Genomic DNA, 25593 nt, shown 5'->3' with positions numbered 1-25593 from the left:
GCCATGGCCGGCCCAGGTGTCGCGCAGGATCAGCTCATCTACGGCGCCAGCCTGCTGGACGTGACGCCGACCATCCTCAGCCTGTTGGGGCTGCCCTGCGGCGCGGACATGGACGGCAAGCCCCTGGTGCAGGCACTCACGGATCCGACACCGCTGGAGCGCATCCCGAGCTGGGACGAGGTGAGCGGCAACGACGGGCGCCTGCGCGAGACCGAGCAGTTCGACCCCATCGCCGCCAAGGCCGCCCTGGACCAGCTGGTCGCCCTCGGCTACATCGAGCCGCCCGGCGACGACGCGGCGGCGGCGGTGCAGCGCACCGAGCGTGAGCTGCGCTACAACCTGGCGCGCTCGTACATCGACGGCGGGCTGCATCGCAAGGCGCTGTCGCTGCTGGAGGCGCTGTATCGGGATGCGCCGGATCAGTACCGCTACGGCATCCAGCTCGGCCTGTGCCACCGCAGCCTCGGGGAGGCCGACGCGCTGCTGGATCTGGTCGAGCGCATCGCCGCGCACCGGCGCGCCGCCGCCGACGACGCCCGCGAGCAGATCGCCCGACTGCGCCGTGACCAGGGCATCGCCGACGACGACACGCAGACGCCGCTGGACCCCGAGCGCCTGTCCGACGATGACAAGCGGCAGCTCGAGGACTGGCGCACGCTGGCGCGGCTCAACCTCGGCGAGCTCGACTATCTGCGCGGCTGGGCGCTCGGCGCCAAGGGCCTGCACCGCGAGGCGTTGGAAGCGCTGGCGCGCGCCCGGCAGCGCGCACCGCGCCGGCCCATGCTGCAGACCCTGATCGGGGAGACCCACCTTGCGTTGCGCGAGTGGCGCGCCGCCGAGCAGGCCTTCGATGCGGCGCTCGACATCGACGAGCTGAGCCCCCAGGCCCACCTCGGGCTGGCGATCGCGCTGCTGCATCAGGGTCGGACCGAGCGCGCGGTGGAGCTGGCCCTGGAGACCATTTGGCTGCGCTTCCACTACCCCATGGCGCACTATGTGCTTGGGCTCGCGCTGGTGCGCCTGGGCGAGCCGCGCCGCGCCGAGGAGGCCTGGCGCACCGCGGTGACCCAGGCGCCGGGCTTTATCCGCGCCCACCGGCTCCTGCTCTGGCTCTACCGGCGCCTGTTGTCCGATCCGCAAAAGGCCGCGGACCAGCAGGCGCAGCTGGCAATGGCGCGTCGCCGGCGGCGCGGCACGGCGCCGCCGGCGACCGCCGAATCGCAGGGCGCCGATCCGACATCCAGCCACGGCCCGGCCGCCGCGGCGGTCGCCGTCCACGATGAACAAGGCACTGACGATGCCGGCAGCTTCGATGACCAGGACTGCATCGTCGTGGTCTCCGGCCTGCCGCGCTCCGGCACCTCGATGATGATGCAGATGCTCGCCGCCGGCGGCCTGCCGATCCTGACCGACGGCCGCCGCGAGGCCGACACGAGCAACCCGCGCGGCTACTATGAGCTGGAGGCGGCCACCCGACTGCGCACCGACGCTGCCTGGCTCGCCGACGCCCGCAACAAGGGGGTGAAGATCGTCGCCCAGCTGCTGCCGTTCCTGCCGGCGGGGCACAGCTACCGCGTGATCCTGATGGAGCGGGACCTCGAAGAGGTGCTGACTTCGCAGCGCCGAATGCTGGCGCGCAAAGACAATGGACAGACGGCCACAGCGGCCGTGGACCTGGGCAGCACCTATACGCGCCAGCTGACCCGGGTCCGCGCCTGGCTGGCCGCGCAGCCCCAGATCCGCACGCTCCGGGTCGACCATGCCGAGGTCATTGCCGAGCCGCGGCGCGCCGGCGCCCGTATCGCGGCGTTCCTCGGCCGCGACCTGGACAGCGAAGCGATGGCCGACGCAGTGGATACCGGACTCTACCGCGAACGGCAATCCCTGGGGGCGAGCCGCGGCTCAGCAGCGGACCCCGCCGGCTGATGCACGGGCGCTTCAGTCGCGCCTGCCGGCCGATCGCCCATGCGCATCCGCGAGCGGGTGCCGCGTTGATGCGCTCCGGCGGCACGCCGTCGGCGAGCAGCTTGTGCCCCGCAGCCCCGATTACGCGCTGGATTCTGGAAAGAACGCGTCGTCTAGAATCTGCGCCATTGCGTACGGGCAGTCCGGGGGGAAAACCTCGGGGTGGAGGCCAGTCTCCTTGCTGGCGAGTCCGATGGCATCCGCGTAAGCCTCCGCGGCCAGCGCAGGCAGCTCGGGGCGAAGACCGGGGGACTTCTGCAGTCGCTTGGCAATCCGATCACGCTGCTCGATGATGGTCGAGCGCGACCTGTCGCCTTTGAATTCCTTCCAACGCTCCGAGAGCGCCGCGTATTGAAACTGCCACTTGAGCAGATGCGCGAGCAGGATCGTCAGGCGGCTTTCGAGCTCGTTCCGCTCGCTGCGGCCCATGTCTTCGAGCTCCTCCACCAAGTGGTCGATATCGAGGTCGGCGAACCGTCCCTTGCTCAGCAGCTCGATCTGCCGCCTTGCCCAAGCGCTGTAGTCCTGCTCGTAAAGCTTGTTCGTGCTCGCCATCTGTTGCCTCCGCGGAAAGAGCCCCCGCGGGCATCATTGCCAAAAGCCCAGGCATGCGTATCGAAGAAGGGCTCATCGGAGGGCAGCCAAGCGCGACCTGCCGGCGCGGATCTCCCGACTCACCGCTCCTCTGACATGGTCCCGAGTGTAAACCCCACCCCTTGGCGGCGCCACGCGGGCTGTGGGCATCTGTAGGCGCATTTCCCAACCCAGCAAGCCGTCCAACTTCAAACGTCACCCTTCATACGTCGACTTCCGCCGCTGCTTCCCGCAGCCGCCGCGCCGTCGCAGTCAGCTCTCTGTCGAGCTCCGAGAAGCGCTCCCAGTCGCCTTCGGGTATCTCCTCGCCCATGCGCATCAGCGCGCGGAAGATCGGCGCCGTATTGATGCGCTCCGGCGGCACGCCGTCGGCGAGCAGCTTGTCGCCGGCGTCGATGAAGCTGCCGATGAGGCGCATCATCACCGCCTGACGCTGGGGGGTGGCGTAGCGGTCGATCTCGGAGAACGCGGATTGGCGCAGGAAGGCCTGGTTGATGAGCTGGGCGCAGAGCAGGGTCAGGCGCTGGCGCGGCGGCATGGCGTCGCGGCCGATGATGCGGGCCATGCGCTCCAGGCGGGCTTCGTCCTCCAATAGGGTCAGGAAGCGCCGGCGCAGGATCTCCCAGCGGGTGCAGCCCGCGCTGTGCCACCAGCGCGCCAGGCCCTGGGCGCTGTCGCTGTAGGAGGTCAGCGGATGGATGGCCGGATAGAACCTGGCCTGGGCCCGGCGCACGTCCAGCGCCCACAGGCAGCCGACGTAGCGGCGGGTGTGGTTGGTCACAGGCTCCGAGAAATCCCCCGACGGCGGGCTCACGGCGCCCATGACGCTGACCGAGCCCCGGGCGCCGGCGAGCGTCTCCACCCGCGCTGCGCGCTCGTAGAAGTCCGCGAGTCTGGACGACAAGTAGGCCGGATAGCCGCCCTCCCCCGGCAGCTCCCCGAGCCGCCCGGACACCTCCCGCAGGGCCTCCGCCCAGCGGCTGGTGGAGTCCGCCATCAGCGCCACGTCGAGGCCCTGGTCGCGGAAGTACTCGGCCACGGTGATGCCGGTGTAGATGCTGGCCTCGCGTGCCGCGACGGGCATGTTGGAGGTGTTGGCGATGACCACGGTGCGCTCCAGCAGCGGGCGGCCGGTGCGCGGGTCCTGAAGCTCCAGGAACTCCGCCAGCAGCCCGGCGAGCTCGTTGCCGCGCTCGCCGCAGCCGACATAGACGATGACGTCGGCGTCGCACCATTTGGCGATGGTCTCCAGCAGCACCGTCTTGCCGGTGCCGAAGCCGCCGGGGATGGACGCGGTGCCGCCGCGGGCAATGGGAAAGAGACAATCCAGGATGCGCTGGCCCGTGAGCATGGGCTCGTCCGCCGGCAGGCGCTTGGCCACGGGCCGCGGCAGGCGCACGGGCCAGCGATGGGACAGGGCCACGTCGTACTCGCCGCCGTCGTCCGTGCGCAGGGTGCAGACGGCGGCGTCCTCGGCAACGTCGCCGGCATCGGCCAGCTCGACGATCTCGCCGGCGGCGGCATCCGGCGGCACCAGGCAGCGCTGGCGCAGGCCCTGCTCCGCGGGCTCGGCGCCGGCCGCGCCGACCTCGCCGATGACCGCACCGGGCGTGACCCGGTCGCCCACGGCCAAGGTGGGCGTGAAGCGGAAGCGCCCGGCGGCGGCCTCGCGCATGCCGGGTCGCACCCAGGCTGCCTCGGAGGCGTCTTCGCCAGCGGAGCCGTCCACGCCGATGGGCCGCAGCAGGCCGTCGAAGATGTTGCCGAGAATGCCGGGCCCGAGCCGGATCGACAGCAGCCGCCCGCTGCCCTCCACCGGGTCGCCGGGCCGCAGCCCGGAGGTGTCCTCGTACACCTGCACGGTGATCTCGTCCCGGGCGACGCGGATGACCTCGCCGAGCAGGCGGTCCGCACCGACGACCACGGCCTCGCGCAGCAGGAAGGCGCCGGTGGACGCCGCCCGCAGCACCGGGCCGCTGATCCAGGTGGTGGTGGCGCGCGCACTCATGCCGGGACCTCCTGCGAGTCTGGTTGGTTGATGCCGGCGGTCGCATCCGCTGCGCCGGTCGGCCCTGCCGCCGCCCGGCCCTGCGCCCGGTATCCGTCACGGCCCTTGGCCATGGCCAGCAGCCGCGCTTCGATGCGGGCACGGTCCCTGAGCAGTCCCTCGAGGCTCATGTCCAGCACGGCACCGCCGGCGGCGACGATGAGCCCGGCGGCCAGGTCGCCGTCCGCCCGCAGCGCCGGCGGCTCGATGCCGGCCCGGGCGAGCCGTGCCAGGGCCGCGTCGCGCTCCGCCTGCGGCCAGCCGCCGGCGTGGCGAATGGTCCAGCCCCGGCGCGGCAGTCGGGCCAGGGCCTGCTCCAGGGTGGTCTCCACCCAGCGCCGGCGCTGCTCGGGCTGCGCCCAGCGCTCGGCGAGCTGGGCTTGCAGCCGCGGCCAGGCGGCGGCGAGCAGCCGCGCGTCCGCCTGCTCGCCGCGACGCCGGCGCGCGGTGGCCTGCTCCGCAGCGGCGGCGCGCAGGATGCCCTCGGCCCGGCTGCGCTCGGCGACGATGCGCTGGTGCAGCGCTGCACGCTCACGCCGATAGGCATCCTGGATCAGCGCCCGGGCGCGCGCGTCGGCCTCCGCCAGGAGCTGCCGACAGGCCCTGTCGCGCTCGTCCTGGACCAGTTTCAGCAGCGCCCGCTCGCGTTCTTCGATGTTCATTCGGCCAACCCCAGCTGGCGTTTCAGGACGGCGGTGAGATCCGCGGGCTCGCTCAGGCCGCGGGCGTCCGCCACCACCACACAGGGCGGACGCTGGCTCGCCAGCGCCTCGGCCCGCAGCGCCGGCGGCAGCCCCGCCGCAGCGGCCGCCGTGAGGACGATCAGCCCCACGTCGCGCTCCCGCCGCAGTGCCCGCAGCAGCGCCGGCAGCTCGGCCGGCGCCGGCGTGCGGCAGTCGGCGCCGGCGAGGCGCCAGCCGGCGGCGCTCACGGCGTCGCCGACGAAGATGCAGCGGCTTGCGCTGGGCTCGGCCATGGCGGGACGGCGCGCCGGTCAGATCTTGTTCAGGATCAGCACCGAGACGATGAGCCCATAGATCGCGATCCCCTCGGCGAGGCCCACCAGGATGATCACCCGGCCGAACAGCTCCGGCTTTTCGGCCAGCGCGCCGACGGACGCCGCGCCCACGGTGGCCACGGCATAAGCAGCACCCAGGGCGCCGATGGCGGTGGCGAGCGCCGCGGCCACGAAGCCCCAGCGCTGCACGCTCGGGTCGATGAGGCGCTCGGTGACCTCCACCACCTCCGTTTGCGCAAAGGCCTGCGGCTGCCACAGCAGCACGCTCGCCAGCACCGCCACGAGCACGGCGGAAACGAACAGCGAGCCGGCGACGAGTACGGATTTGCTCATGACGGACCTCCTGTGACGACGGCGGGGGGCGCCGGCAGCGGGGCGAACACCCGCCCGGTGCCCTTGAGGAAACGGTTGAAGAACTCGAACAGCACGAGCCGCGTGGTCTGGATGGACACCACCAGCCCCTCCAGCAGAATGATCACCAGGTTGCCGAGGATCAGGATCAGCAGCGCGGCCCAGCCGGGGGCGGTGTCGGCCATGGTGACAATGGCCGCGGACAGCGCCGCATGGGCCAGCGCAAAGGCGCCGACGCGCGCAAAGGACAGGGTGTTGGTGAGCAGCTGCAGCCAGCTCTCGGCAAGATGGCCCAGCGCCGCCAGCGCCCCCAGCAGCCGGTGCGCGATCCAATAGGACCCGGCGAGGTACCAGGCGAGCCCGAGCAGCGCGACCCAGCCCAGCCCCAGACCGGGCGCCGCAAGCATGCCCACCAGCCCCAGGTACAGCACCAGCATGCCGGCATCGACGGCGAGCCAGTGGCGGGCGCGCCCCGCCGCCAGCGCCCCGAAGCCGGCCAGCAGCTGCCCGACCGAGAGCAGCAGCACCGCAAACACCAACGGCACCGCGAGCACGATGAGGGGCTGCGCCAGCGGATGCAGCCAGAGCGCCGGAATGATGTGCTCGACGCCGAACAGGCTGCCGAACAGGAAACCGAACAGCGTCGCCGAGGCGCCGCACAGCACCATGAGCCGGGCGGCGTCGAAGCGGCGCATGAGCCAGAGCCCCGCCGCCATCAGCACCAGCCCCTGGCCCACGTCGCCGAACATGTAGCCGAACAGCAGCGGCACCACCAGGGCCAGGAGCGGCGTCGGGTCCGCCTCGTCCCCGCCGGGCACGCCGAGCGCCCGGGCAAACAGCTCGAAGGGCTTGAGCCAGGCCGGGTTGTGCAGCACCTGCGGCGGCCGGGCGCCCGCCGGCGGCGGTGCGAAGCGCAGCAGCGCCCGGGTGCCGGCGCGCTCCAGGGCGTCGCTGAGGCGCGCCCCGTCCAGATCGTCGGTCCAGCCGGTGATCCAGGCCAGGTGCTCGCCCTCGCGCTCCAGGGCACCCACACGGCGGCTGAACCAGTCGAGCCATACGGCCTCGCCCAGGCTGTCGTCGAGGCCGACCTCATCGAACAGGCTGTCGATCTCCGCGGTGAGGTGCACCGCCCGCCGGGAGAGGAAACTGCGCCGGGCACGGATGCGGGCGAGCGCCGTCACCGCATCGCCCTTCAGCCAGGGCGGGCGTACCACGATGCGCCCCTGCTGGGCCTTCACCTGCGCCTTGGCGGACTCGAGGCGGTCGGCCGGCGCGAGGATCATCCAGCAGTCCTCGTCCGCCCAGGGCACGCTGCGGGCGATCATCGGCTCGGGTAGGGCGAGCGCGGTGCCCGCGGGCAGGATGGCGCAGAAGGTGCCCAAGGTCGGTCCGGAGCTGGTCACCAGGGCGAAGTCCAGGGTGCTGCCGCGTACCTTGCCGATGATCTGCTCCAGCCACCTGAGCCCGGTCTGCTCCTCTTCGCAGGCCTGCAGCTGGTCGATGAGGGGGTCCGCCTCCTGCCGCCAGGCGGCGATGCGCGCAAGCGCCCGCTGCATGACCTGGACCGGACCCGCCGTGAGTGGCCCGCGGCGCAGCCGCCCGCGCTGCCAATAGCGCTGGTAGCGCTGCGCCAGGCGCTGATACTCAGCCAGGCCCGCCGCGATGTCCGTGAGCGGCTGCTCGGCGGCCTGCGGCTCGCGCAGCTCCAGCTCCACGGCGCCGGTGCGCGCAAGCTCCGCCAGGGTGCGCACCGCTTCGCTGCGCGGGCACAGCACCTCGAACCAGCGGGTGGCCAGCGGCCGCAGCATCAGGCTGCCTCCTCCCGGGTGCCGCCCGCCGGCAGCTCCGGGAACAGGGCGCGGTCCAGCAGGGCCCGGCGCAGGCGCTCCAGATCCAGGGCCAGCAGGGCTAGATAGGTGAAGGGCGCCGCCGGCGACAGACCGAGGCCATGGAAGCGGAAGCGCAGCCGCTCGCGCAGCGCCTGGCGGCGGGTCCAGGCCCGCTGCGGGTCGCTGCGGCGAAAGACCGTCAGGTGCTCGCGCAGCAGTGCGGCGAGGCCGTCCAGGTCCGCCTGCACCGCGTCCCCCGGGCTCGGCCAGCGCTGCCGCCAGCCGTCCGTCCAGGCACCGAGCAGCGGACCGGCCGCCGGGTCCAGCAGCGAGCCGATGCCGGCACGCTCCATCTGCGCCTGCACCCAGTCGCCCTGCTCATCCACGAGGGCGGCCACCTGCGGCAGCCCGCGCGCCCAGTCCGGCAGGCGGCCGCCGGCGCGCACGCGCTCCAGCACGCCTGCGAGCGGCAGCCAGCGGGTCCAGTGCACGGCGTCCTGCCAGGCCGCGGGCACATAGGCCGCGACGGCGTCGATCTCGTCGAGCAGGCGTCCGCGGACGCCGGCCTCGATGTCCGCGGCGGTGCTGGCGGCAGAGAAGCCCTTGATCCAGTCCCGGTGCGGTCCGTTGCGGGCATCCTCCAGCCAGGCACCGAGCCCGCGGATACCGCTGATGCGCCGCCAGTCCGCCTCGGCGGGCAGCCGTCCGTAGCGGGCCTGCACGCGCGCCTGGGCGTGGGCGAAGTCGCGGCGGGCGGCGCTCACGACCGGCCCCCAGTAAGCTCGGGGGTGAGGTCGGGGGTGAGCTCGGCGGTGAGCTCGGCCGCGAGCGCGGCGGCGAGCGCCTCCACGACGGCGGCATCCGGTGCGGCCGGCGCCTCCCCGCCGTTGCCGTCGGCGGCGAGGTCCGCCAGGGCACGCTCGATGCCGCGGTCGGCAATGCGGTGGGCGGCGCGGATGCGCCGCTCGGCACGACCGGCGATGGCGCGGGCTGCCTGCTCGGCGGCGGTGACGCGCGCATCCGCCTGGGCCCGGCAATCCGCTAGGGCCGCCCGGGCCTCGGCCTCGGCCCGCAGCACCCGATTGAAGGCCGCATCCACGGCGCGGCCGTCGGCACGCTCATCGGTCATGACCGCTGTGCTCCCCTCTGCCTGTGCATCCCCACCCGCGCCGGCGCTGCCCCATGGCGCCGTGCGCGGGGTATCTCCGGCTCTGCGCGCCCCGTGTCAGCGCAGGCCGGCCTTGCTCATCAGCTCGCGCACGAAGTCCACCGGAATGGCATAGCTGATGCCGCTCGGGTCCTTGATGGCGGACTCCCGGGTGCGCTTCACGTACACACTGTTGATGACGCCGATCACCCGTCCCGTGTCCACGTCATAGACCGGGCTGCCGCTGTTGCCGGGGTAGGCGGTGGCGTCCAGCTGCAGGATCTTGAACGGCGCCGACAGGCGCTTGATCATCTCCGGCGTCAGCTCCCGCCCGGAGCCCACCGGTGCTGCGATGGGCGCGAGCGCCGCCACCACCGCCCGGTGCGTGGCCGAATAGAGCCCGAGCGCCCCCACCAGCGGATACCCGGTGAAGGCCGCCCACTGCCCTTCGCGGATGTCCGCGGTGCGCCCCAGGCTCACCGCCGGCAGGGCGCCACCCTCGAAGCGCAGCAGCGCCAGATCGTGCTCGCGGTCGGCAGCCACCAGCTTGGCCGGGCGCATCTCGGTGCGGCCCTCGGCGCTCGGGCGATACACGGCCACCGTCTCCCGCCGCCCCTCGTCGAGCTTGCGCGGCACCACATGGGCGTTGGTGACCACATGGTTGGGCGCCACCACGAAGCCTGTCCCCCGCGGCTGCTTCTGCGTCGCCCGCACCGCCATGTAGGTGCCGACGGCGACGACGCTGCGCTTCATCCGGGACGCCGTCGTCGGCAGGTCCGCGGCGGCGTTGCCGGCGATCAGCAGCAGCGGACACAACAGCAGGGCTGCAAGCGGCATGGCAGCAAAGGCACGGCGGCTGGAGAACGGGGCGACGCTTGGCATCTGAGCTCCTTGGGTGCGCGGAACGACTTCAAGTGACGGACCGCCGCCGACGACGCCGGCGATCAAATCAGCACGTCCCTCATGGAATATTAGTACATGCTCATGGGAACATCGGGATCTTCCGCACAGGCACGGGCTCGAGGCAGCAGGCACAGGGGCAGCTCCCGCTGCCATGCTGCGCCCCCGCCCGGCACCGGCGCATGACCGGCGTCAAGGCCGACGGCCACAGGGGGGATACCCGTCGGGGCGCACCCGGCTCAGTATCAGCCGCAGCCCCTGCTGCCCGAGCCCGACCGGCGGTGGCGGGGTCTGATGCGCACTCTCCCGCCACCGACCGCGCGCCGACACCACCGCCGCCCCACCGGGACGCGACGCACTATAAGCACATCAGCGACTACTGATCCACCGCAAGCGGGAGGATTACGGCGCTGGCCAGCAGGCACGCGCTTTCGCTACTCTTCGCGCGTCGCTTCTCGATCGCCGCCACCGCCACCCGGAGCCGCCCGTGGATGACACCCTGAAACGCCTGCTCGATGCCGAGATGCGCGCGGAGCAGATCGCGCAGGAGGCCGAGCAGGAGCGCGAGCACATCATCCAGGCGGCCATGGCCGACGCCCGCGCCGAGGACCAGCGCTTCACGGCCCGGGTGCCGGACCTGCACCGGGGCTTCATCGCCAAGGCCGAGGAGCGCGCCGAGCAGACCATCGCCGAGCTCAAGCGCCGCTACGACGAGCGCCACGTGCAGCTGCGCAACATGGCCGAAGAGCGCGAGCAGGAGGCGCTGGACACCGCCTTCGAGCTGCTCATCGACCCGAGCCGCTGAATGCGCCCGCGCGCCGCAAGCTCCGCACCGGCCTCCGCCCCGGCCTCCGCACCGGTGCAGGCCGTCGCTGATGCGCCCATGGCGGCAGCCGGGTGCCCACCGCAGCGCAGCAGTGCAACGGCCATCGCCCCATGAGCGCCACCGACCAGGCCTATCTCAACACCCGCGTCACCGCCATGTCCGGGCAGCTGCTCGCGGCCGCGGATCTGAAGCTGCTGAGCCGGCTCGATCTGCCGGCGCTGGCGGAACGGTTCGCGCTCGGCCCGCTCCTGGACGACCAGCTCCCGCCCCGCACCAAGGCACGCGCCGTGGAGCAGACGCTGCTCCACATCCTACTGGCGGATCTCGCGGTGCTGGTGCGGCCCATGCCGGCCACCGGCCGCGGCCTGCTCCTGTCCTGGGCGCGCAAGTACGCGCTGTTCAACCTCAAGACTCTGATCCGGGGCAAGCTCCACGAGCTGGACCAGGCGGAGATCCGCGCCAACCTGTACGAGCTGCCCGAGCGGGTGCGGCTCCCGCACCAGGAGCTCTACCGCGCGGAGAACGTGCTGGAGCTGCTGCGGGTGCTGGAGCGCGGGCCGCTGCGGCTCATTGCCCGTCAGGCGCGGGAGTCCTACGAGCAGCGCCGCGACCCCTTCGTGCTGGAGGCCGCGGTGGACCAGCGCCATTACGCCGAGCTGGCGCGGCAGGCCATGCAGTTCCAGGGGGCCGAGGCGGACGCCGTGCGCCAGCTGGTGGGCGCCGTGCTGGACCGCATGAACCTGCTCTGGCTGCTGCGCTTTCGCTTCTCCTTCGGCTTCTCGCCGAGCGAGGCCTTCTACCAGCTGGTGCCCTCCAAGCGGCTGCTGCATCGCGACCGGCTTCTGCATCTCGCGAACATTGACGGCTTCGAGCAGGTGCTGGAGGCCATGCCGGCGCCGCTGGATACACTCCTGGCGGGCTGCTCCAGCCTCATCGACGTGCAGCGCTGCGCCGGCGACATGCTGCTGGAGGAATGCCGCCGCACGCTCAGCAGCGGGCGCTCCGGCATCGCCCGGGCGCTGGCGTATCTGATCCTGCGCGAGCACGACATGCACCAGCTCTATGCGCTGATCCAGGGTCGCCTGTTGGGCCTGCCCCAGGACGTGGTGGACATTGCGCTGGAGCTGGCGGCGCCGAACTGCCCCATCGGCATGCCGGCGGCCGCCTGATGATTGCCCAACATGCTTGTGCCCAGCATGCGTGTGCCCAGCATGCGAGTGCCCGGCGCTGGTGCCCTGACCCCATGCGCTTCACGACCACTGTGTCAACCAACCACCCAGCCGCCGCTGCGAGCCGCAGGATGACCGACGCCGCCCGTGATGTAACCGCCCCCCAGCCCGCGCCCGCGCCGGAGGACTGAGCCGTGCTGCGCCCACTGCCCATGAAGCACGTCCGGCTGCTGGTGATGGCGGACGACCTGCCGCAGGCGTCACTCACCCTCGCCGAGACGGAGAGCTTCCACCCGGACGACCGCCCGCCGGAGGTGCAGGCGCTGGCGGGTGCCCCCGGGCGCGACTATCGCGAGCGCTATCGGCAGGCGGCCACGCGACTCGACAAGATCGCCAAGCTGGTGGACGTGCCGGCAGCGCCGCCCATCGACCAGGTGCACGTGGTGCACCCGGACGAGCTCGCCGCCGTCAGCATCCTGCTGCGCGAGCGCTGGGAGGATGCCTCGCGCTTCGAGGAGGCCTTCCGCCGCCTGGACGAGGAGGAGCGCTTCGTCCGCGATCAGGAAGCGGCGCTGGACAACTTCGCCAACCTCAAGATCGACCTGGGCAAGCTGCGCAGCAAGACCCGCTTCCTGGATTTCTATGTGGGCATCGTGCCGCGGGAGAACGTGAGCCGGCTCGAAGGCGCGGTGCAGCTCGCGGACCACATCCTGTTCAATTACCTGGAGCGCGGCGACAGCGCCCACGTCATCATCGTCGGCCCGCGCGGCGAGCGCGAGGCGCAGCTCGGCTCGGTGCTGGCCTCCGCCGGCTTCCAGGCACTGCCCATTCCGAGCGACTTCACCGACATGGACCCGGCGGCCAAGCGCGAGGAGCTCGCCACCCGCCGGGCGGAGCTGGCGGGCCAGCGCGACACATTGCGCACGGAGCTCGCGCAGTGGGAGCGGACCCACCGCGAGACCCTGCTCGATGCCCGCCGTACCCTGCTGCTCGCAGAGCCCTTCGTCACCCTCGACCCGTCCATCCACAGCGCGGGCCAGCTGGCGATGCTCGCGGGCTGGGTGCCGCTGCGGGCGCTGCCGAGCCTGGCGGAGCGACTGGAAGTGAGCCTGGCGATGCCGTTCGATCTCAGCTTCCGCGACCCGCGCCCGGACGAGCGCCCGCTGGTGCCCACGGTGCCGGTGAAGAACCGCTGGCTCGCCCCCTTTGCCATGCTGGTGAAGCAGTACGGCATCCCGCAGTACGGCGAGGTGGACCCCACACCGCTCTTCGCCGCCACCTTCCTGCTCATGTTCGGCTCCATGTTCGGCGATGTCGGCCAGGGGGCGGTCATTGCCGGCGCGGGCTGGTACTTCCGCGACAAGCTCGGGCGCTTTTGGCTCTTCGGCATCATGGCCGGCGTGTCGTCCGTGTTCTTCGGCTTCCTCTACGGCAGTATCTTCGGCTACGAGGAGCTGCTGCCGGCGCTCTGGACCAGCCCCATCCACCAGCCGATCCTGATGCTCCAGATCGCGCTCGGCTACGGTGTGGTGTTCATCATGGTGGCCTGCCTGCTCGCCATCTATAACCGCTGGGTGGTGGGCAACATCGCCGGCGCCTGGTTCGGCCATCACGGCATCGTCAATCTGGTGTTCTACCTGTCGCTGGTGTGGGGCGGGCTGAGCCTCGCCGGCAGCGGCGAATTCGGCGGCCTGCCGACCCTGCTGGTGCTCACCAGCCTCGGCGCACTCGCCGTCTACGGCTGGCGGCATCTGGATGCGCCCGCCGGCGAGAAGGTGCTGGTGGTCTTCATCGAAACGCTGGAGACCATCATCGGCTATGTGTCCAACACACTCTCCTTCCTGCGCGTCGCCGCCTTCAGCCTGAACCATGCGGCGCTGTCGCTGGCGGTGCTGACGCTCGCCGATATGATGGGCATGACCGGCCACGTTCTGACCGTCATTCTCGGCAACCTGTTCGTGCTGGTGCTGGAGGGGGGCATCGTCGCCATCCAGGTGATGCGCCTGGAGTACTACGAGGGCTTCTCCCGCTATTTCTCCGGCGAGGGGCACGAGTTCGCGCCGCTCAAGCTGCGCCGCGGCGCCTCCGGGGCGGGCTGAGTGGAGCCCGACCTCAGCGAGTACAGCCATGGGCCTTTCCAACGCACGCCTGATCCTGAAGAATCCGCGCAAACCGGACCTCGCCGCGGTGGAGGTGGATGCGCTGGCCGATACCGGCTCGGTGCATCTGTGCATTCCGGAGCACATCCGCATCCAGCTGGACCTGCAGACCGCGGAGCAGAAGGAGGTGACGCTCGCCGACGGCCGTCGCCAGCTCGTGCCCTACGTCGGCCCGGTGGAAGTCCGCTTCAAAACCCGTGTGGGCTATGTAGGTGCACTGGTGCTCGGGGATCAGGTGCTGCTCGGTGCCATTGCGATGGAGGACATGGACCTGGTGGTCGTGCCGAGCACCCGGACCGTCGACGTGAACCCCGGCAGCCCGAACATCGCCACGTCCATCGTCAAGTGAGCCGGATCATCGACACCGCGCGCGACACTGCTTGACAACCCGCACCAGCCCCGAGGCGCAATCCGCCCGAGACAAGCTTTCCAGCAACGCACATTCGTCAGTCGAGGAACCCACGCATGTATTGGCTCGCCGCCCTGATGTCCTTCGCCATCGTCGGTGTTATCGCCACCGGCCTTTATCTGGAGCTGCGCCCCGCCGCCACCCTGCAGCTGCCGCGCTGGAGCAAGCCGGCCATGGGCGGGCAGCTGCTGCTGTTCTTCGGCGCACAGCTCGGCCTGCTGCTGCTCGGCATCAACGAGGCCCTCGCAGAGGAGGCCATCGAGGTGGTGGAAGTCGAGATGACCACAGGCATGGGTCTCGCCATCCTCGGCGCCGGAATCCCCACCGCACTGTCCACCATCGGCGCCGGCATCGCCGTCGGCCCCATCGGTGCGGCCTCCCTCGCCGCCATCACCGAGAAGCCGGAAACGCTGGGCCGCACGCTCATCTACCTCGGTCTCGCCGAGGGTATCGCCATCTATGGCCTGGTCATCTCCATCCTGCTGCTGAACCGCATCTGAGTCGCCATGGCCGCCGCGCCCACCCAGCCCGCACCGCCGCAGGAACCGGCCGAAGCGCCGCCCACCCGCATGCTGTTTCTCGGCGCCGACAGCCTCGCCGACGGCTTCCGGCTCATCGGCTTCGAGACGCATGCAAACCCGAGCGCCGAGGACGTGGACCAGGTGTTCCGGCAGCTGCGCCAGTCCCGGGACAAGGCCTTCGTGGTGGTGGACGATGCCGTGATGCGCTCCGGTGCCGCCAACCTGGCCCAGGTCCGGCGCGAGGGGGGACGCATCGTGGTGGTGTCCGTACCGCCGCTGGCCGGGCCGGTGCAGCTGGAGAGCGAGGTCGCTGACCGCCTCCAGGCCATGTTCGGTTCCGGAAGTATGCATGGCGCGTAACGCGTCACGAGGGGCAAGGCATCAGCACCTCGATACCCGCTCCCCGCAGCTCGTTACTCCTCCCCAGCCCTCAGCCCTCAGCCCTCAGCCCTCAGCCCTCAGCCCTTAATCCATGGTCACCCAAGCACACGAGCTCGAAGAGGCCATCCTCGCCCGCGCCGAGCGCCTCGCCAACGAGTACCGCGAGCGCGCCAACCGCGCCCGCGACCAGATTCTGCGCGACGCCGCGGACAAGCTGCGGCTGCGCGAGCAGCGCGAGGAGGCCATCGCCAAGTCCCTCGGCGAGCGCACCTATCGCCAGCAGGTCCAGGCGGAGGAGCTGAAGCTGCAAAGCCACCTGGACCGCGTGCGCTGGAACCTGGTCCGGGACGTGGAGCATCGCCTCGCCGAGCGCATGCGCCAGCACGTCGAAGACAGCAAGGCTTACCTCAAGACCCTGACGGGCTTCATTGCCACCGCCGCGGAGGCCGTCGAGCAGGCCGAGGTGCATGTGGCCGCCAACGCCCAGGACCAGAAGCTGCTCACCGAGCATTGGGCGAGCGTCACGGCGGCGCTGCCCAAGGGCACGCAGGCGACGCTCAGCGAGCAGCCCATCGACACCCTCGCCGGCGTGCTCGTCACCAGCGGCGACGGGCGCATCCGCGTGGACAACACCTTCGAGGGCCGCATGGCGCGGCTGCGCATGCGTATCCAGCAGGCGATCCTGGAGCGGCTGCTGCCGAGCGGGTTCGATACGGGGGCGTTGTTTGGGGGTTAAGAGGTGCGGAGTACGCAGTGCGTACGCTTCGCCAGCGCCGGACTCCCTGCTTCCCGACCAGTTTTCCCAACCCTGACCTGAATGCCCATGTCCGACCAACACCGCATCGGCACCGTCCGCGACATCAACGGTCCCATCGTCACCATCGACCTGCCGGGCGTGCGCAGCGGCGAGCAGGTGCGCATCGGCGAGATCGGCCTGGTGGGGGAGGTCATCTCCCTCTCGGGGCAACAGGCGACGGTGCAGACCTACGAGGCCACCGACGGCGTACGCCCGGGCGAGCCGGCCGTGGGCCTCGGCTGGCCGCTGTCGGTGGAGCTGGGCCCCGGACTCATGGGCGGCATCTTCGACGGCGTACAGCGCCCGCTGTCGAAGATCGCGCTCCAGTCGGGCGACTACATCGCCCGCGGCCTCGACGTGCCGGCACTGGACCGCGCACGGCAATGGGAGTTCGAGCCGAACCCGGACCTGGAGCCGGGGCAGGCCGTCGGCCCGGGCAGCGTGCTCGGCACGGTGCAGGAGACCGAGACGGTGGTGCACAAGGTGCTGGTGCCGCCGGGCATCCAGGGGGAGCTGGAAGAAGTGGCCCCGGCCGGCGAGTACGACATCGAGTCCACCATTGCCCATGTCCGCGATGCCAAGGGCGCGACCCATCGGCTCAGCCTTTATCACCGCTGGCCGGTACGCCGCCCGCGGCCCTACCTCAAGCGCGACGACGGCGTCTCGCCGCTCATCACCGGCCAGCGCGTCATCGATACCTTCTTTCCACAGCTGAAGGGCGGCAAGGGCGCGGTGCCCGGCCCCTTCGGCGCCGGCAAGACCGTGGTGCAGCAGCAGATCGCGCGCTGGTCCAATGCGGACATCGTCATCTACGTCGGCTGCGGCGAGCGCGGCAACGAGCTTGTCGACGTGCTGGAGAGCTTCCCGAAGCTCGAAGACCCCTACTCCGGGCGCAAGCTCATGGAGCGCACGCTGCTGGTGGCCAACACCTCCAACATGCCGGTGGTGGCGCGCGAGGCGTCGGTGTACGTCGGCCTCACCATGGCCGAGTACTACCGCGACATGGGCTATGACGTGGTCATGCTGGCGGATTCCACCTCCCGCTGGGCCGAGGCCCTGCGCGAGGTGTCGGGGCGCCTCGGGCAGATGCCGGTGGAAGAGGGCTATCCGGCCTATCTTGCCTCGCGCCTCGCCGCCGTCTACGAGCGTGCCGGGCGCGTCGAGACCCATGGCGCGGGCTCCGGCTCCGTGACCCTCATCGGCGCCGTCTCGCCCCCGGGCGGCGACTTCTCCGAGCCCGTCACCAGTCACACCAAGGACATCATCGAGACCTTCTGGGCCCTGTCCAAGGAGCTCGCCGACGCCCGCCACTACCCGAGCATCGACTGGGTCACCAGCTTCTCGGGCCATGTGCACACCGCCGCCGAATGGTGGCACGAAGAGATCGACCGCCGCTGGGAGCGGCGCCGCACCGAGGCCCTGGCGCTGCTGGCCCGGGACGCCGAGCTCTCACGCATCGTCAACCTGGTGGGGCCGGAGGCCCTGTCCGACGCCCAGCGCTGGCAGCTGGAGGGCGCCGCGCTGGTGAAAGAAGGCGTGCTGCAGCAGAGCGCGCTGGACGACGTGGACACCTTCTGCTCGCCCGAGAAGCAGTTCGCGCTGCTGGACCTGGCACTGTCCATCTACGACAAGGGCATGGCGCTCATCGAGCTCGGCGTGCCGGTGGCGGAGCTCGCGGAGCTGCCCCAGCTTTCCAAGGCGCGGCGCTGCAAAAGCCTCTACAACAGCGACCAGGTGGCGGAGATCCGCGCCTTCGCGCAGGAGGTGGAGCAGGCGTTCGAGGGGATTCGGTTGGAGTATGCCAAACAGGCGGCCGATTGAAGAGATCTCATCATCACCCACCCCAAATAGTCACATTCGATTTACGGGAGACGTTGGCACGCTCAATCCGGCACTCCACAGGCACAGCCTTGCCCAACGTCCGTTACGTTCTAGTCGTGTTGTGTCAAAATCATTGAGACGATTGCTCACTTCCGTCGCAGCATGCCATGACCCTTCAATCCGAAATCGATAAAGCCCGCGCAGACATCCGTACTGATGGATACCCAATATCGATTGGCGAATGGATTAGCATTTATGAGCAGCGGGAGCTTGACATTCACCCGGAGTTCCAACGCTTCTTCCGCTGGACGCAGAAGCAGAAATCCCGTTTGATCGAATCGCTTCTTCTCGGCATCCCGATACCGCAAATTTTCGTTTCGCAGAGAGATGATGGCGTCTGGGATGTCGTTGACGGACTCCAGCGGCTCTCGACCATTTTCGAGTTCATCGGGATACTCCGCGACGAGGAGGATAGAGTCATCCCTGCGCTGACAATGGAGGCCACGGCTTATCTACCGTCACTCGCAGGAATCAGATGGCAAGATGACGAGGAGCCTGGGCAGAGCCTAAGCAACGCGCAGCGCCTTCTGATCAAGCGCGCCAAGATCGATGTTAGCATCATTCTGAAGGAAAGTGATGAGCAAACCAAGTTTGAGCTCTTCCAGCGGCTCAACACCGGCGGCTCTCCACTCTCCGATCAAGAAATGCGAAACAGCCTGCTGGTAATGCTGAATCGTGATCTCTTCCGCTGGATGAAGGATCTCTCGGGTGACGCAAGCTTCCGGGAATGCATTGCTCTTTCAGACAGAGCTGTCGACGAACAGTACGACATGGAGCTCGTACTTCGCTTTCTCGCTCTGCGCACCATTCCGGAAGAGGAGCTCACGGGCCTCGGCGACTTGGGAGAGTTTCTAACGGAAAAGGCGAAGGAGGTCGCGAAGGATGGGGCATATGATAGAGCTGAGGCGGCCGAAGCATTTCGCTCCACTTTCAGATTGCTTGCAGACACGCTCGGCAGCGACAGCTTCCATCGCTTCGATCAAGCGAAGGGACGCTTCCTTGGCGGCTTTTCCATTTCCGCGTTCGAGGCCATCGCCCTTGGCATTGGCTACAACTACAAGAGCATCCCGGCAGCAAGAGACAAAATTGCGGAACGAGCGCGGAACCTCTGGACGGATCCAAGGTTTCTTGAGTACTCTGGGGCGGGCATGCGAGCCTCCACCCGCATTCCCAGAATCGTACCCCTCGGGCGCACGATCTTCTCGGCATGAAAATCCGCACCGAGTCGCAGCTTGCGGACGCGATCGACCAGGACCTGATTTGGCGCAAAAAGGAGCTGACACAGCTGAAATTTCTCCTCGACGCAGCTGCCGGGCGCGGTGATCGGGAGTCAACTGTTCTCAGGGGCGCCGTTACCCTGCTTTACGCGCACTGGGAAGGGTTCGTGAAGTTCGCCGCACTTGCATACTTGGAGTACATCGCGGCCCAGCGACTACGTTTTGATGAATTGGCTCCAGCTCTTCTTGCCCTCGCCGCCCGCTCCAAACTGAATGCGGCGGCAAATGCGAATCGTATACGCGCCCATATCGAGATTGTCGAATTTTTCCGCGCCAGCCTATCCCAAAGGTGTTCGCTTCCCTATAAGGACGGGATAACGACCAGAGCGAACCTGTCATCGGAAGTTCTTCGGGAGATTGTCGAAACACTTGGGCTCAGCTTTGCTCCTTTCGAAACAAAGTGCAACCTCATCGACGAAACATTGCTTCGGTCACGCAACACCATAGCCCATGGCGAGTATCTGATCATCACCGTGGGACGTTTCGAGGAGCTGGCGCGCGAAGTGCTCGAGATGATGGAGAACTTTCGAGCTCAAGTGCAGAATGCCGCAGCGCTGCAGCAGTTCAAAGCGGCGTAGCCCGTTGACCTTCCAACAGCAACCCGCGGGCCGGCGCTCGGTCCAAGCCGCGAAGTAGACCAATGAGCATCAAAGAATACCGCACCGCCAGCGAAGCCCACGGCGGCCTGATCAAGGTCCGGCACACCCCGGGCGTCGCCTTCGGCGACCGCGTGCGCATCACCGACAGCGCCGGCGAGACCCGCGACGGGCAGGTGATCCGCGCCGCCGACGAAGAGGTCCTCATCCTGGTGTTCGAGGGCATCGAAGACCTGGATCTGGAGGACATCTGGGTCCGCTTCCTGGACGAGCCGGTGGAGATCGCGCTGTCGCCGGAGATCCTCGGGCGCGAGCTCAACGGTCTCGGCGAGCCCCGCGACGGCCGCCCGCCGGTGCTCTCCAACGTGCGCCGGCCCGTGGGGGGCTCGGCCATCAACCCCGCCGCGCGCACCTATCCCCGGGAGTTCATCCAGACCGGCATCTCCACCATCGACGGGCTCAACTCCCTGGTGCGCGGTCAGAAGCTGCCGATCTTCTCGGGCTCCGGCCTGCCGCACAACCGGCTCGCGGCACAGATCGTCCGCCAGGCGAAGCTCAAGGACGAGGACACGAGCTTCTCCATCGTCTTCGCCGCCATGGGCGTCTCTTACGCCGATGCCAAGTTCTTTCGCGATGAGTTCGCCAACTCCGGTGTGCTGCGCAACGTGGTGATGTTCGTGAACCTCGCCGACGACCCGCCGGTGGAGCGCCTCACCCTGCCGCGCACCGCGCTCACCGCCGCCGAATACCTGGCCTACGACCTGGACCGCCACGTGCTCGTGGTCATGACGGACATGACCTACTACGCAGAGGCCCTGCGCGAGGTGGCCACGGCCAAGGGTGACGTGCCGGCGCGCAAGGGCTACCCCGGCTATCTGTACTCCGACCTCGCCGAGATCTACGAGCGCTGCGGGCGCATCCACGAGCGCCATGGGTCCATCACCATGATGCCGGTGGTGTCCATGCCGTCTGACGACATCACCCACCCCATCCCGGACCTCACGGGCTACATCACGGAAGGCCAGATCGTGCTGTCCCGGGAGCTCCAAAACCAGGGCATCTATCCCCCGGTGCACATCTCCCCGAGCCTGTCGCGGCTGATGAAGGACGGCATCGGCAAGGACGACACCCGCGAGGACCATCCGCGCGTCGCCGCCCAGCTCTATGCCCTCTACGCCCGGGCGCTGGAGACCCGCAACCTCGCCAGCATCATCGGCGCCGATGAGCTCTCCGAGCGCGACCGGCGCTATCTCAAGTTCGCCGATGACTTCGATACAAGGTTTGTCGCCCAGGACGAGGCCGAGGACCGCAGCATCGACGCCACCCTCAACCTGGCCTGGGAGCTCATGAGCGCCTTCCCGCGGGAGATGCTGACGCGTGTGTCGGAGACAGAGCTGGCGAAGTATTATCGGGCGTCTGACGAGTCTCCCGCTTAGTCGGGACATCCTTCTCAGGCAGCCCAGGGCTGACCGATGGCCAGTACCGCTTTCGACACACTCAAGTTCGTCAAACGTTTAGAGGCAGCCGGCATCGACCAGGCCCAGGCCGAGGCCATTGCGGAGGCGTTCAGGGATGCGCCGGGCGAAGACTTGGTCACACGCGACTACCTGGACGCGCGCATCTCCGCCCAGACGGTGGACCTCATCAAATGGTTCGCCGGCATGCTGGTTACCCAGGCGGCCGTCATCGCCGCCCTGGTCAGGCTCCTGTAGGGACCATGCAGTCGGCTGCATTGGCACTCGGCGGCACGACAACTCTCCTTTCAGCCCGCACATCGCCTTGGGCCACTCGACCCAACCAAGGAGTCTGCCGCACTGCCAAGAGATCACCATGTCCATGACCTGCGACACCTGCGCCGCCGCCTGCTGTCGCCTCGAAGTGCCCTGCATCGGCGACCACGACATCCCCGAGCGCCTGTTTGAGACGGACGCCGCCGGCAACCGCCGCATGCGCCGACTCGACGACGGCTGGTGCGCGGCCCTCGATCGCACCCAGATGAACTGCGGCATCTATGCGCAGCGTCCCCTGCCCTGCCGCGAGCTGGCGCTGGGCGGGCCTGAGTGCCTGGCGGCACGCGCGCGGCTTGCTGAGGATGCGGGGCCGATGGTCTGATACGCGATTGCGCCGCTTCCCTTCAGCGAGCCCCCCAAGCGAGCCCCCCCAGCGAGCCCCCCAGCGAGCCCCCCCAGCGAGCAAAGAAACCCTATGTCCGCGGTCACCAAACCCGAGCCGCAGCACAGCGCAGAAGAGGCCGCCGGCCGGCTGTCCGAGCTGTACGAGCAGGACTACGTGCGCTGGCTGTTCGAGAATGCGGCCCTGCTGCGGGCCCGCCGACTGGAGGCGCTGGATGTGGAGAACATCGCCGAGGAGCTGGAAGATACGGCGCGCAGCGATGTCAGGGCACTAGGCAGTCACCTGGCCGTCGTGATGCTGCATCTACTCAAGTGGGAGCACCAACCCGGGCATCGCAGCAGCGGGTGGCGAGGCTCGATCTACAACGGCCGCACGGCGATCAGGGATCTGTTGGACGACAGCCCGAGCCTGCGCAATCGTCTGCCGGAGCTGGTCGCGCGCCAGTATCCGCGTGCCCGGTACAACGCCGCCAACGAAACCGGCCTGCCGGAGTCCACCTTCCCCGATACCTGCCCCTACACCATCGATCAGCTGCTGAGCACGGATCACTGGCCCGAGGCCGGTTGACGCTCAGGTCGAGCGCCTGGTGTTCTGCGTGATGTAACCCTGGCCCGCAGCTCACCGCTCCGCCGTCAACTGCCGATACACCAGCACCCCGCCCCACGCCATCGCCAGCAGCATGATCAGGCTGCCGAGCACGTGGCTCGCCTGGGCAATCTGGTGATCCAGGCGGATCAGGCCCGTCTCCGTCAGCAGATACTCCCAGTCGTGGAAGCCGTAGGGCGCCGAGTGCCCGAAGTTGCCGCCGAGCAGCGGCAGCTGGCCCGCGCGGGCGTCGTTGATGTAAGGCGCAATGTCGAGAAAATTCTCCCCGAGCCACCACAGGGCCACGGCGGCCCCGAACGGGTCGCGGGTCTTCAGCAGCAGCACCAGCATGGCGGTGAGCGGCATCAGCAACTGTCCGAGGGTGCCGCCGAGGGAGCCGATGAATTCACCGAAGAGGCCGAAGAAGACATGTCCCGCCTCGTGGAACGGCAGGTTCACCAGGTGCAGAAAGGACTCGCCGGCGGCGTTGCTCGCCACGGACGACGTGATGAGCCAGAGCCCCCAGACCACCAGCACAGCCAGCAATGCCGCCCGCGCCCCGGCCGCCACCGGGTCGGCGACGGGGGTCGGCAGCAACAACTCCGCGAGCGGACCACGCCCGGCGCCGGATCGGGCTCGCGACCGGCGCACCGCACGGCGGCTGGGCGCTGCAATGGGCGCCGCATCGTCAGACGCCATGCCCGCGGCGGCCTCGTCACCCGGGCGCGGGTGGTACTTCCAGTATTTCTCGAACACGACGCCACAGGCGCTACAGATGGCCTGCCCGTGCTGATCCGCCGCGCCGCACTTGGGACACTCCAAGACCCACCTCGTCAGCCCGGCGTGTCCGGGCGCATACGCTCGACAATGGCTGAGGTGCTGCGGTCCGCCACCAGCGGCACCAGCACCACCTGGCCGCCCCAGGCCTTGACCTCGGCGGCACCGACAACTTCGTCCTCCCGATAATCCGCACCCTTGGCGAGCACGTCCGGGCGCAGCGCACGGATCAGCTCGATGGGCGTGTCCGCATCGAACAGCACCACGCCGTCCACCGCTGCCAGCGCCGCCAGCACCCGGGCGCGGTCCTGCTCGCCGATGAGGGGCCGGTCCGCCCCTTTGAGCGCACGCACCGAGCGGTCCGTGTTGAGGCCCACCACCAGCCGCTGCCCATGCCGGCGCGCCCGCTCCAGGTAGGTGACATGGCCCAGGTGCAGCAGGTCGAAGCACCCGTTGGTGAACACCACGCGCTCCCCCGCGGCACGCCAGGCCTGCACCTGCTCGTGCATGCCAGCCAGGTCACGGATCTTCGCCGCCTGCTCCAGCGCCGCCTCGCCGGCCATGGCCGCCAACACCTCGTCGCGGGTGACGGCCGCCGTGCCGCGGTGGCCCACCACGACGCCGGCGGCCAGGTTCGCGAGATGCGCCCGATCCACCGGGTCCAGCCCCGCCGCGAGTCCGGCGGCGATGCCGGCAATGACGGTGTCGCCGGCACCCGAGACATCGAACACCTCCCGTGCCACCGCCGGCACCCGGGTGATGCGATCGGCGTCCACCAGCGCCATGCCGAGCTCGCCCAGGGTCACCACCAGCTGCGCGAGACCGAGGTCTGCGCGCAGCCCCTGTGCCTGCCGCAGCAGGCCGTCCAGATCGGCCGCATCGGCGCCGACGGCCAGCGCCAGCTCGGCACGGTTCGGCGTCAGCAGGGTGGCACCGCGGTAGCGCGCGAAGTCCCGTCCCTTGGGGTCCACCAGCACCGGCACGCCGCGCTGCGCTGCGAGCTCGATGAGGCGCGTACAGAGCGGACCCGCGAGCACGCCCTTGGCATAGTCGGAGAGCAGCAGCACGTCGGCGTCGTCCATGGCCGCGGCCACTGCCTGCACCAAGTCCTCCGCGAGCCGCGCCGACAGCGGGCCTGTGTCCTCGGCGTCGATGCGCAGCATCTGCTGACCGTTGCCGACGATGCGCGTCTTGCTGGTGGTGGGCCGGTGCGGGTCCGTCAGCACCGCGGCGTGGTCCATTCCGGCGGCCTGCAGCAGCCCCAGCAACGCCGCGCCGTCGGCATCGTCGCCGCGCACGCCCGCCAGCGAGACGGCGAGCCCGAGCCCGAGCAGATTGCGCGCGACATTGGCCGCACCGCCGGCGACGCGCCGCTCGCCGCCCAGCCTCAGCACCGGCACCGGCGCCTCAGGCGAAATGCGGCCCACGTCCCCCGTGAGGTAGCGGTCCAGCATCAGATCGCCCACCACCAGCACCCGCGCACCGCCGAAGCCGCCGGCGACGGCGTCGCGCACGCGCTGGGGCTCGCGGAACATCAGCAGTTGCCCCGGGCCGACTCGGCAGCCGGCGCCTCGCCGGTGATGCGGCGCTCCACCAGGTCGCAGAGGATGTGGCCGATGACGATGTGGGCCTCCTGGATGCGCGCCGTGACCCGGGACGGCACCGACAGGCACAGCTCACAGGTGTCCGCCAGGCGCCCGCCGCCGGCGCCGGTGAGGCCGACCCGGTAGATGCCGCGACCCGCCGCCCGCTCCATGGCGCGCAGCACATTGGCGCTGTTGCCCGATGTGGACAGCCCCACCAGCAAGTCCCCGTCGCGGCACAGCGCCTCCACCTGGCGGGCGAAGACGGACTCGAAGCCGTAGTCGTTGGCGACGGAGGTCAGAATGGAGCTGTCGGTGGTGAGCGCGATGGACGCAAGCCCCGGCCGCTCGCGCTCGAAGCGGCCCACCAGCTCCGCCGCCAAATGCTGGCAGTCCGCGGCGCTGCCGCCGTTGCCCATCCAGAACACCCGCCCGCCGCCGGCGATGCACTGCGCCGCCTGCTCGGCGAAGCGACCGATCTCCGGCGCCAGGGCCGCGGTGTCGTTCAGCACCGCGACATGGGCGGCGATGGTGGCGTCGATGAGGTCTCGCATGCGGGCTCCGGCGGGGCACCGCGATGCGCGGCGCTCTGGTCAAAGCGGCAGTATGCCGAGCGCCCCGAGGCCCTGGCAATGCGGCCTGCCTGCGG

Annotated in this window: 27 protein-coding genes; 15 read left to right on the top strand and 12 right to left on the bottom strand. The window is 69.7% G+C overall.

What is annotated here, in order from left to right:
- Positions 1–1926, top strand: a 1926-nt coding sequence (locus tag QZ607_RS14315; RefSeq protein WP_295883871.1) for a tetratricopeptide repeat protein, incomplete at its 5' end; no start/stop codon positions are given.
- A 120-nt stretch (positions 1927–2046) separates the two neighbouring features.
- On the opposite strand, the gene QZ607_RS14310 is transcribed toward QZ607_RS14315, so the two are convergent.
- From QZ607_RS14310 to QZ607_RS14270, 9 genes are all read right to left on the bottom strand, one after another.
- Positions 2047–2520 carry a DUF29 domain-containing protein gene (locus QZ607_RS14310; RefSeq protein WP_295883868.1) on the bottom strand — a complete coding sequence of 158 codons (474 nt, stop codon included), beginning with the start codon at positions 2518–2520 and terminating at the stop codon, positions 2047–2049.
- A gap of 241 nt (positions 2521–2761) precedes the next feature.
- Complete coding sequence (locus tag QZ607_RS14305; RefSeq protein ID WP_295883865.1) at positions 2762–4567, bottom strand: V-type ATP synthase subunit A; 1806 nt, start codon at positions 4565–4567, stop codon at positions 2762–2764.
- Complete coding sequence (locus QZ607_RS14300) at positions 4564–5268, bottom strand: hypothetical protein (RefSeq protein ID WP_295883862.1); 705 nt, start codon at positions 5266–5268, stop codon at positions 4564–4566. The genes QZ607_RS14305 and QZ607_RS14300 overlap by 4 nt, the downstream gene beginning before the upstream one ends.
- Positions 5265–5582: a Vacuolar H+transporting two-sector ATPase F subunit gene (locus QZ607_RS14295; RefSeq protein ID WP_295883859.1), complete on the bottom strand. Its 318-nt coding sequence runs from the start codon at positions 5580–5582 to the stop codon at positions 5265–5267. Before QZ607_RS14295 ends, QZ607_RS14300 begins: the two co-directional genes overlap by 4 nt.
- A gap of 18 nt (positions 5583–5600) precedes the next feature.
- Positions 5601–5957 (bottom strand): ATP synthase subunit C, encoded by a 357-nt coding sequence (locus tag QZ607_RS14290; RefSeq protein ID WP_295883856.1) that lies wholly within the window; start codon positions 5955–5957, stop codon positions 5601–5603.
- Positions 5954–7783 carry a V-type ATPase 116kDa subunit family protein gene (locus tag QZ607_RS14285; RefSeq protein ID WP_295883855.1) on the bottom strand — a complete coding sequence of 610 codons (1830 nt, stop codon included), beginning with the start codon at positions 7781–7783 and terminating at the stop codon, positions 5954–5956. The genes QZ607_RS14290 and QZ607_RS14285 overlap by 4 nt, the downstream gene beginning before the upstream one ends.
- A complete protein-coding gene (locus QZ607_RS14280; protein ID WP_295883852.1) occupies positions 7783–8568 on the bottom strand; it encodes a hypothetical protein in 786 nt (261 codons plus the stop codon). Before QZ607_RS14280 ends, QZ607_RS14285 begins: the two co-directional genes overlap by 1 nt.
- The gene (locus QZ607_RS14275; protein ID WP_295883849.1) at positions 8565–8933 is read right to left on the bottom strand and encodes a hypothetical protein; all 369 of its coding nucleotides are present in this window, start codon (positions 8931–8933) and stop codon (positions 8565–8567) included. The genes QZ607_RS14280 and QZ607_RS14275 overlap by 4 nt, the downstream gene beginning before the upstream one ends.
- 96 nt (positions 8934–9029) lie before the next feature.
- Positions 9030–9833 carry a S1C family serine protease gene (locus QZ607_RS14270; protein ID WP_295883846.1) on the bottom strand — a complete coding sequence of 268 codons (804 nt, stop codon included), beginning with the start codon at positions 9831–9833 and terminating at the stop codon, positions 9030–9032.
- A gap of 505 nt (positions 9834–10338) precedes the next feature.
- Between QZ607_RS14270 and QZ607_RS14265 the strand changes: the two genes are divergently transcribed.
- The 14 genes from QZ607_RS14265 to QZ607_RS14200 all read left to right on the top strand — a co-directional run bounded on the left by QZ607_RS14265 (position 10339) and on the right by QZ607_RS14200 (position 22566).
- Positions 10339–10656, top strand: coding sequence for an ATPase (locus QZ607_RS14265; RefSeq protein ID WP_295883844.1), 318 nt, complete (start codon positions 10339–10341; stop codon positions 10654–10656).
- Between the two features lie 131 nt (positions 10657–10787).
- Positions 10788–11846: a V-type ATPase subunit gene (locus QZ607_RS14260; protein WP_295883840.1), complete on the top strand. Its 1059-nt coding sequence runs from the start codon at positions 10788–10790 to the stop codon at positions 11844–11846.
- 212 nt (positions 11847–12058) lie between these two features.
- Positions 12059–13945, top strand: a complete 1887-nt coding sequence (locus QZ607_RS14255; protein WP_295883874.1) for a V-type ATPase 116kDa subunit family protein — start codon at positions 12059–12061, stop codon at positions 13943–13945.
- Between the two features lie 28 nt (positions 13946–13973).
- Positions 13974–14354 carry a clan AA aspartic protease gene (locus tag QZ607_RS14250; protein WP_295883836.1) on the top strand — a complete coding sequence of 127 codons (381 nt, stop codon included), beginning with the start codon at positions 13974–13976 and terminating at the stop codon, positions 14352–14354.
- Between the two features lie 116 nt (positions 14355–14470).
- Entirely contained in the window at positions 14471–14914 is a 444-nt protein-coding gene (locus tag QZ607_RS14245) for an ATP synthase subunit C (protein WP_295883834.1), read from the top strand.
- 6 nt (positions 14915–14920) lie between these two features.
- Positions 14921–15295 carry a V-type ATP synthase subunit F gene (locus QZ607_RS14240; protein ID WP_295883831.1) on the top strand — a complete coding sequence of 125 codons (375 nt, stop codon included), beginning with the start codon at positions 14921–14923 and terminating at the stop codon, positions 15293–15295.
- Between the two features lie 112 nt (positions 15296–15407).
- Positions 15408–16052 carry a V-type ATP synthase subunit E gene (locus QZ607_RS14235; protein WP_295883828.1) on the top strand — a complete coding sequence of 215 codons (645 nt, stop codon included), beginning with the start codon at positions 15408–15410 and terminating at the stop codon, positions 16050–16052.
- A gap of 87 nt (positions 16053–16139) precedes the next feature.
- Complete coding sequence (locus QZ607_RS14230) at positions 16140–17933, top strand: V-type ATP synthase subunit A (protein WP_295883824.1); 1794 nt, start codon at positions 16140–16142, stop codon at positions 17931–17933.
- A gap of 167 nt (positions 17934–18100) precedes the next feature.
- Positions 18101–19204: a DUF262 domain-containing protein gene (locus tag QZ607_RS14225; RefSeq protein ID WP_295883821.1), complete on the top strand. Its 1104-nt coding sequence runs from the start codon at positions 18101–18103 to the stop codon at positions 19202–19204.
- Positions 19201–19848, top strand: a complete 648-nt coding sequence (locus tag QZ607_RS14220; RefSeq protein ID WP_295883817.1) for an MAE_28990/MAE_18760 family HEPN-like nuclease — start codon at positions 19201–19203, stop codon at positions 19846–19848. Before QZ607_RS14225 ends, QZ607_RS14220 begins: the two co-directional genes overlap by 4 nt.
- A 62-nt stretch (positions 19849–19910) precedes the next feature.
- On the top strand, positions 19911–21302 hold the full coding sequence (locus QZ607_RS14215; protein ID WP_295883814.1) for a V-type ATP synthase subunit B: 1392 nt from the start codon (positions 19911–19913) through the stop codon (positions 21300–21302).
- Positions 21303–21338: 36 nt separating this feature from the next.
- Entirely contained in the window at positions 21339–21578 is a 240-nt protein-coding gene (locus QZ607_RS14210) for a DUF1640 domain-containing protein (RefSeq protein WP_295883811.1), read from the top strand.
- A gap of 118 nt (positions 21579–21696) precedes the next feature.
- On the top strand, positions 21697–21978 hold the full coding sequence (locus QZ607_RS14205; protein WP_295883808.1) for a YkgJ family cysteine cluster protein: 282 nt from the start codon (positions 21697–21699) through the stop codon (positions 21976–21978).
- Between the two features lie 93 nt (positions 21979–22071).
- Positions 22072–22566, top strand: coding sequence for a DUF29 domain-containing protein (locus QZ607_RS14200; protein ID WP_295883806.1), 495 nt, complete (start codon positions 22072–22074; stop codon positions 22564–22566).
- 51 nt (positions 22567–22617) lie between these two features.
- On the opposite strand, the gene QZ607_RS14195 is transcribed toward QZ607_RS14200, so the two are convergent.
- The 3 genes from QZ607_RS14195 to QZ607_RS14185 are packed head-to-tail and all read right to left on the bottom strand — an operon-like array spanning position 22618 to position 25498.
- A complete protein-coding gene (locus QZ607_RS14195) occupies positions 22618–23406 on the bottom strand; it encodes a TFIIB-type zinc ribbon-containing protein (protein WP_295883803.1) in 789 nt (262 codons plus the stop codon).
- A gap of 11 nt (positions 23407–23417) precedes the next feature.
- Positions 23418–24896: a D-glycero-beta-D-manno-heptose-7-phosphate kinase gene (gene rfaE1, locus QZ607_RS14190; protein ID WP_295883800.1), complete on the bottom strand. Its 1479-nt coding sequence runs from the start codon at positions 24894–24896 to the stop codon at positions 23418–23420.
- On the bottom strand, positions 24896–25498 hold the full coding sequence (locus QZ607_RS14185) for an SIS domain-containing protein (protein WP_295883798.1): 603 nt from the start codon (positions 25496–25498) through the stop codon (positions 24896–24898). Before QZ607_RS14185 ends, rfaE1 begins: the two co-directional genes overlap by 1 nt.
- Positions 25499–25593: the final 95 nt, after the last annotated feature.

It is taken from the genome of uncultured Thiohalocapsa sp. (assembly GCF_913063425.1).
Classification (GTDB): domain Bacteria; phylum Pseudomonadota; class Gammaproteobacteria; order Chromatiales; family Chromatiaceae; genus Thiohalocapsa.
Note: the sequence above shows the minus strand (reverse complement) of the source record. Positions and strands in the feature narration are given on the sequence as shown.

What these genes read in the sequence shown, in the direction of transcription:
- QZ607_RS14310 (WP_295883868.1), bottom strand. Translation starts at nt 2,520, where the DNA reads ATGGCGAGCACGAACAAGCTTTACGAGCAGGACTACAGCGCTTGGGCA.
- QZ607_RS14305 (WP_295883865.1), bottom strand. Translation starts at nt 4,567, where the DNA reads ATGAGTGCGCGCGCCACCACCACCTGGATCAGCGGCCCGGTGCTGCGG.
- QZ607_RS14300 (WP_295883862.1), bottom strand. Translation starts at nt 5,268, where the DNA reads ATGAACATCGAAGAACGCGAGCGGGCGCTGCTGAAACTGGTCCAGGAC.
- QZ607_RS14295 (WP_295883859.1), bottom strand. Translation starts at nt 5,582, where the DNA reads ATGGCCGAGCCCAGCGCAAGCCGCTGCATCTTCGTCGGCGACGCCGTG.
- QZ607_RS14290 (WP_295883856.1), bottom strand. Translation starts at nt 5,957, where the DNA reads ATGAGCAAATCCGTACTCGTCGCCGGCTCGCTGTTCGTTTCCGCCGTG.
- QZ607_RS14285 (WP_295883855.1), bottom strand. Translation starts at nt 7,783, where the DNA reads ATGCTGCGGCCGCTGGCCACCCGCTGGTTCGAGGTGCTGTGCCCGCGC.
- QZ607_RS14275 (WP_295883849.1), bottom strand. Translation starts at nt 8,933, where the DNA reads ATGACCGATGAGCGTGCCGACGGCCGCGCCGTGGATGCGGCCTTCAAT.
- QZ607_RS14270 (WP_295883846.1), bottom strand. Translation starts at nt 9,833, where the DNA reads ATGCCAAGCGTCGCCCCGTTCTCCAGCCGCCGTGCCTTTGCTGCCATG.
- QZ607_RS14260 (WP_295883840.1), top strand. Translation starts at nt 10,788, where the DNA reads ATGAGCGCCACCGACCAGGCCTATCTCAACACCCGCGTCACCGCCATG.
- QZ607_RS14255 (WP_295883874.1), top strand. Translation starts at nt 12,059, where the DNA reads ATGAAGCACGTCCGGCTGCTGGTGATGGCGGACGACCTGCCGCAGGCG.
- QZ607_RS14250 (WP_295883836.1), top strand. Translation starts at nt 13,974, where the DNA reads ATGGGCCTTTCCAACGCACGCCTGATCCTGAAGAATCCGCGCAAACCG.
- QZ607_RS14245 (WP_295883834.1), top strand. Translation starts at nt 14,471, where the DNA reads ATGTATTGGCTCGCCGCCCTGATGTCCTTCGCCATCGTCGGTGTTATC.
- QZ607_RS14240 (WP_295883831.1), top strand. Translation starts at nt 14,921, where the DNA reads ATGGCCGCCGCGCCCACCCAGCCCGCACCGCCGCAGGAACCGGCCGAA.
- QZ607_RS14235 (WP_295883828.1), top strand. Translation starts at nt 15,408, where the DNA reads ATGGTCACCCAAGCACACGAGCTCGAAGAGGCCATCCTCGCCCGCGCC.
- QZ607_RS14230 (WP_295883824.1), top strand. Translation starts at nt 16,140, where the DNA reads ATGTCCGACCAACACCGCATCGGCACCGTCCGCGACATCAACGGTCCC.
- QZ607_RS14225 (WP_295883821.1), top strand. Translation starts at nt 18,101, where the DNA reads ATGACCCTTCAATCCGAAATCGATAAAGCCCGCGCAGACATCCGTACT.
- QZ607_RS14220 (WP_295883817.1), top strand. Translation starts at nt 19,201, where the DNA reads ATGAAAATCCGCACCGAGTCGCAGCTTGCGGACGCGATCGACCAGGAC.
- QZ607_RS14215 (WP_295883814.1), top strand. Translation starts at nt 19,911, where the DNA reads ATGAGCATCAAAGAATACCGCACCGCCAGCGAAGCCCACGGCGGCCTG.
- QZ607_RS14210 (WP_295883811.1), top strand. Translation starts at nt 21,339, where the DNA reads ATGGCCAGTACCGCTTTCGACACACTCAAGTTCGTCAAACGTTTAGAG.
- QZ607_RS14205 (WP_295883808.1), top strand. Translation starts at nt 21,697, where the DNA reads ATGTCCATGACCTGCGACACCTGCGCCGCCGCCTGCTGTCGCCTCGAA.
- QZ607_RS14200 (WP_295883806.1), top strand. Translation starts at nt 22,072, where the DNA reads ATGTCCGCGGTCACCAAACCCGAGCCGCAGCACAGCGCAGAAGAGGCC.
- rfaE1 (WP_295883800.1), bottom strand. Translation starts at nt 24,896, where the DNA reads ATGTTCCGCGAGCCCCAGCGCGTGCGCGACGCCGTCGCCGGCGGCTTC.
- QZ607_RS14185 (WP_295883798.1), bottom strand. Translation starts at nt 25,498, where the DNA reads ATGCGAGACCTCATCGACGCCACCATCGCCGCCCATGTCGCGGTGCTG.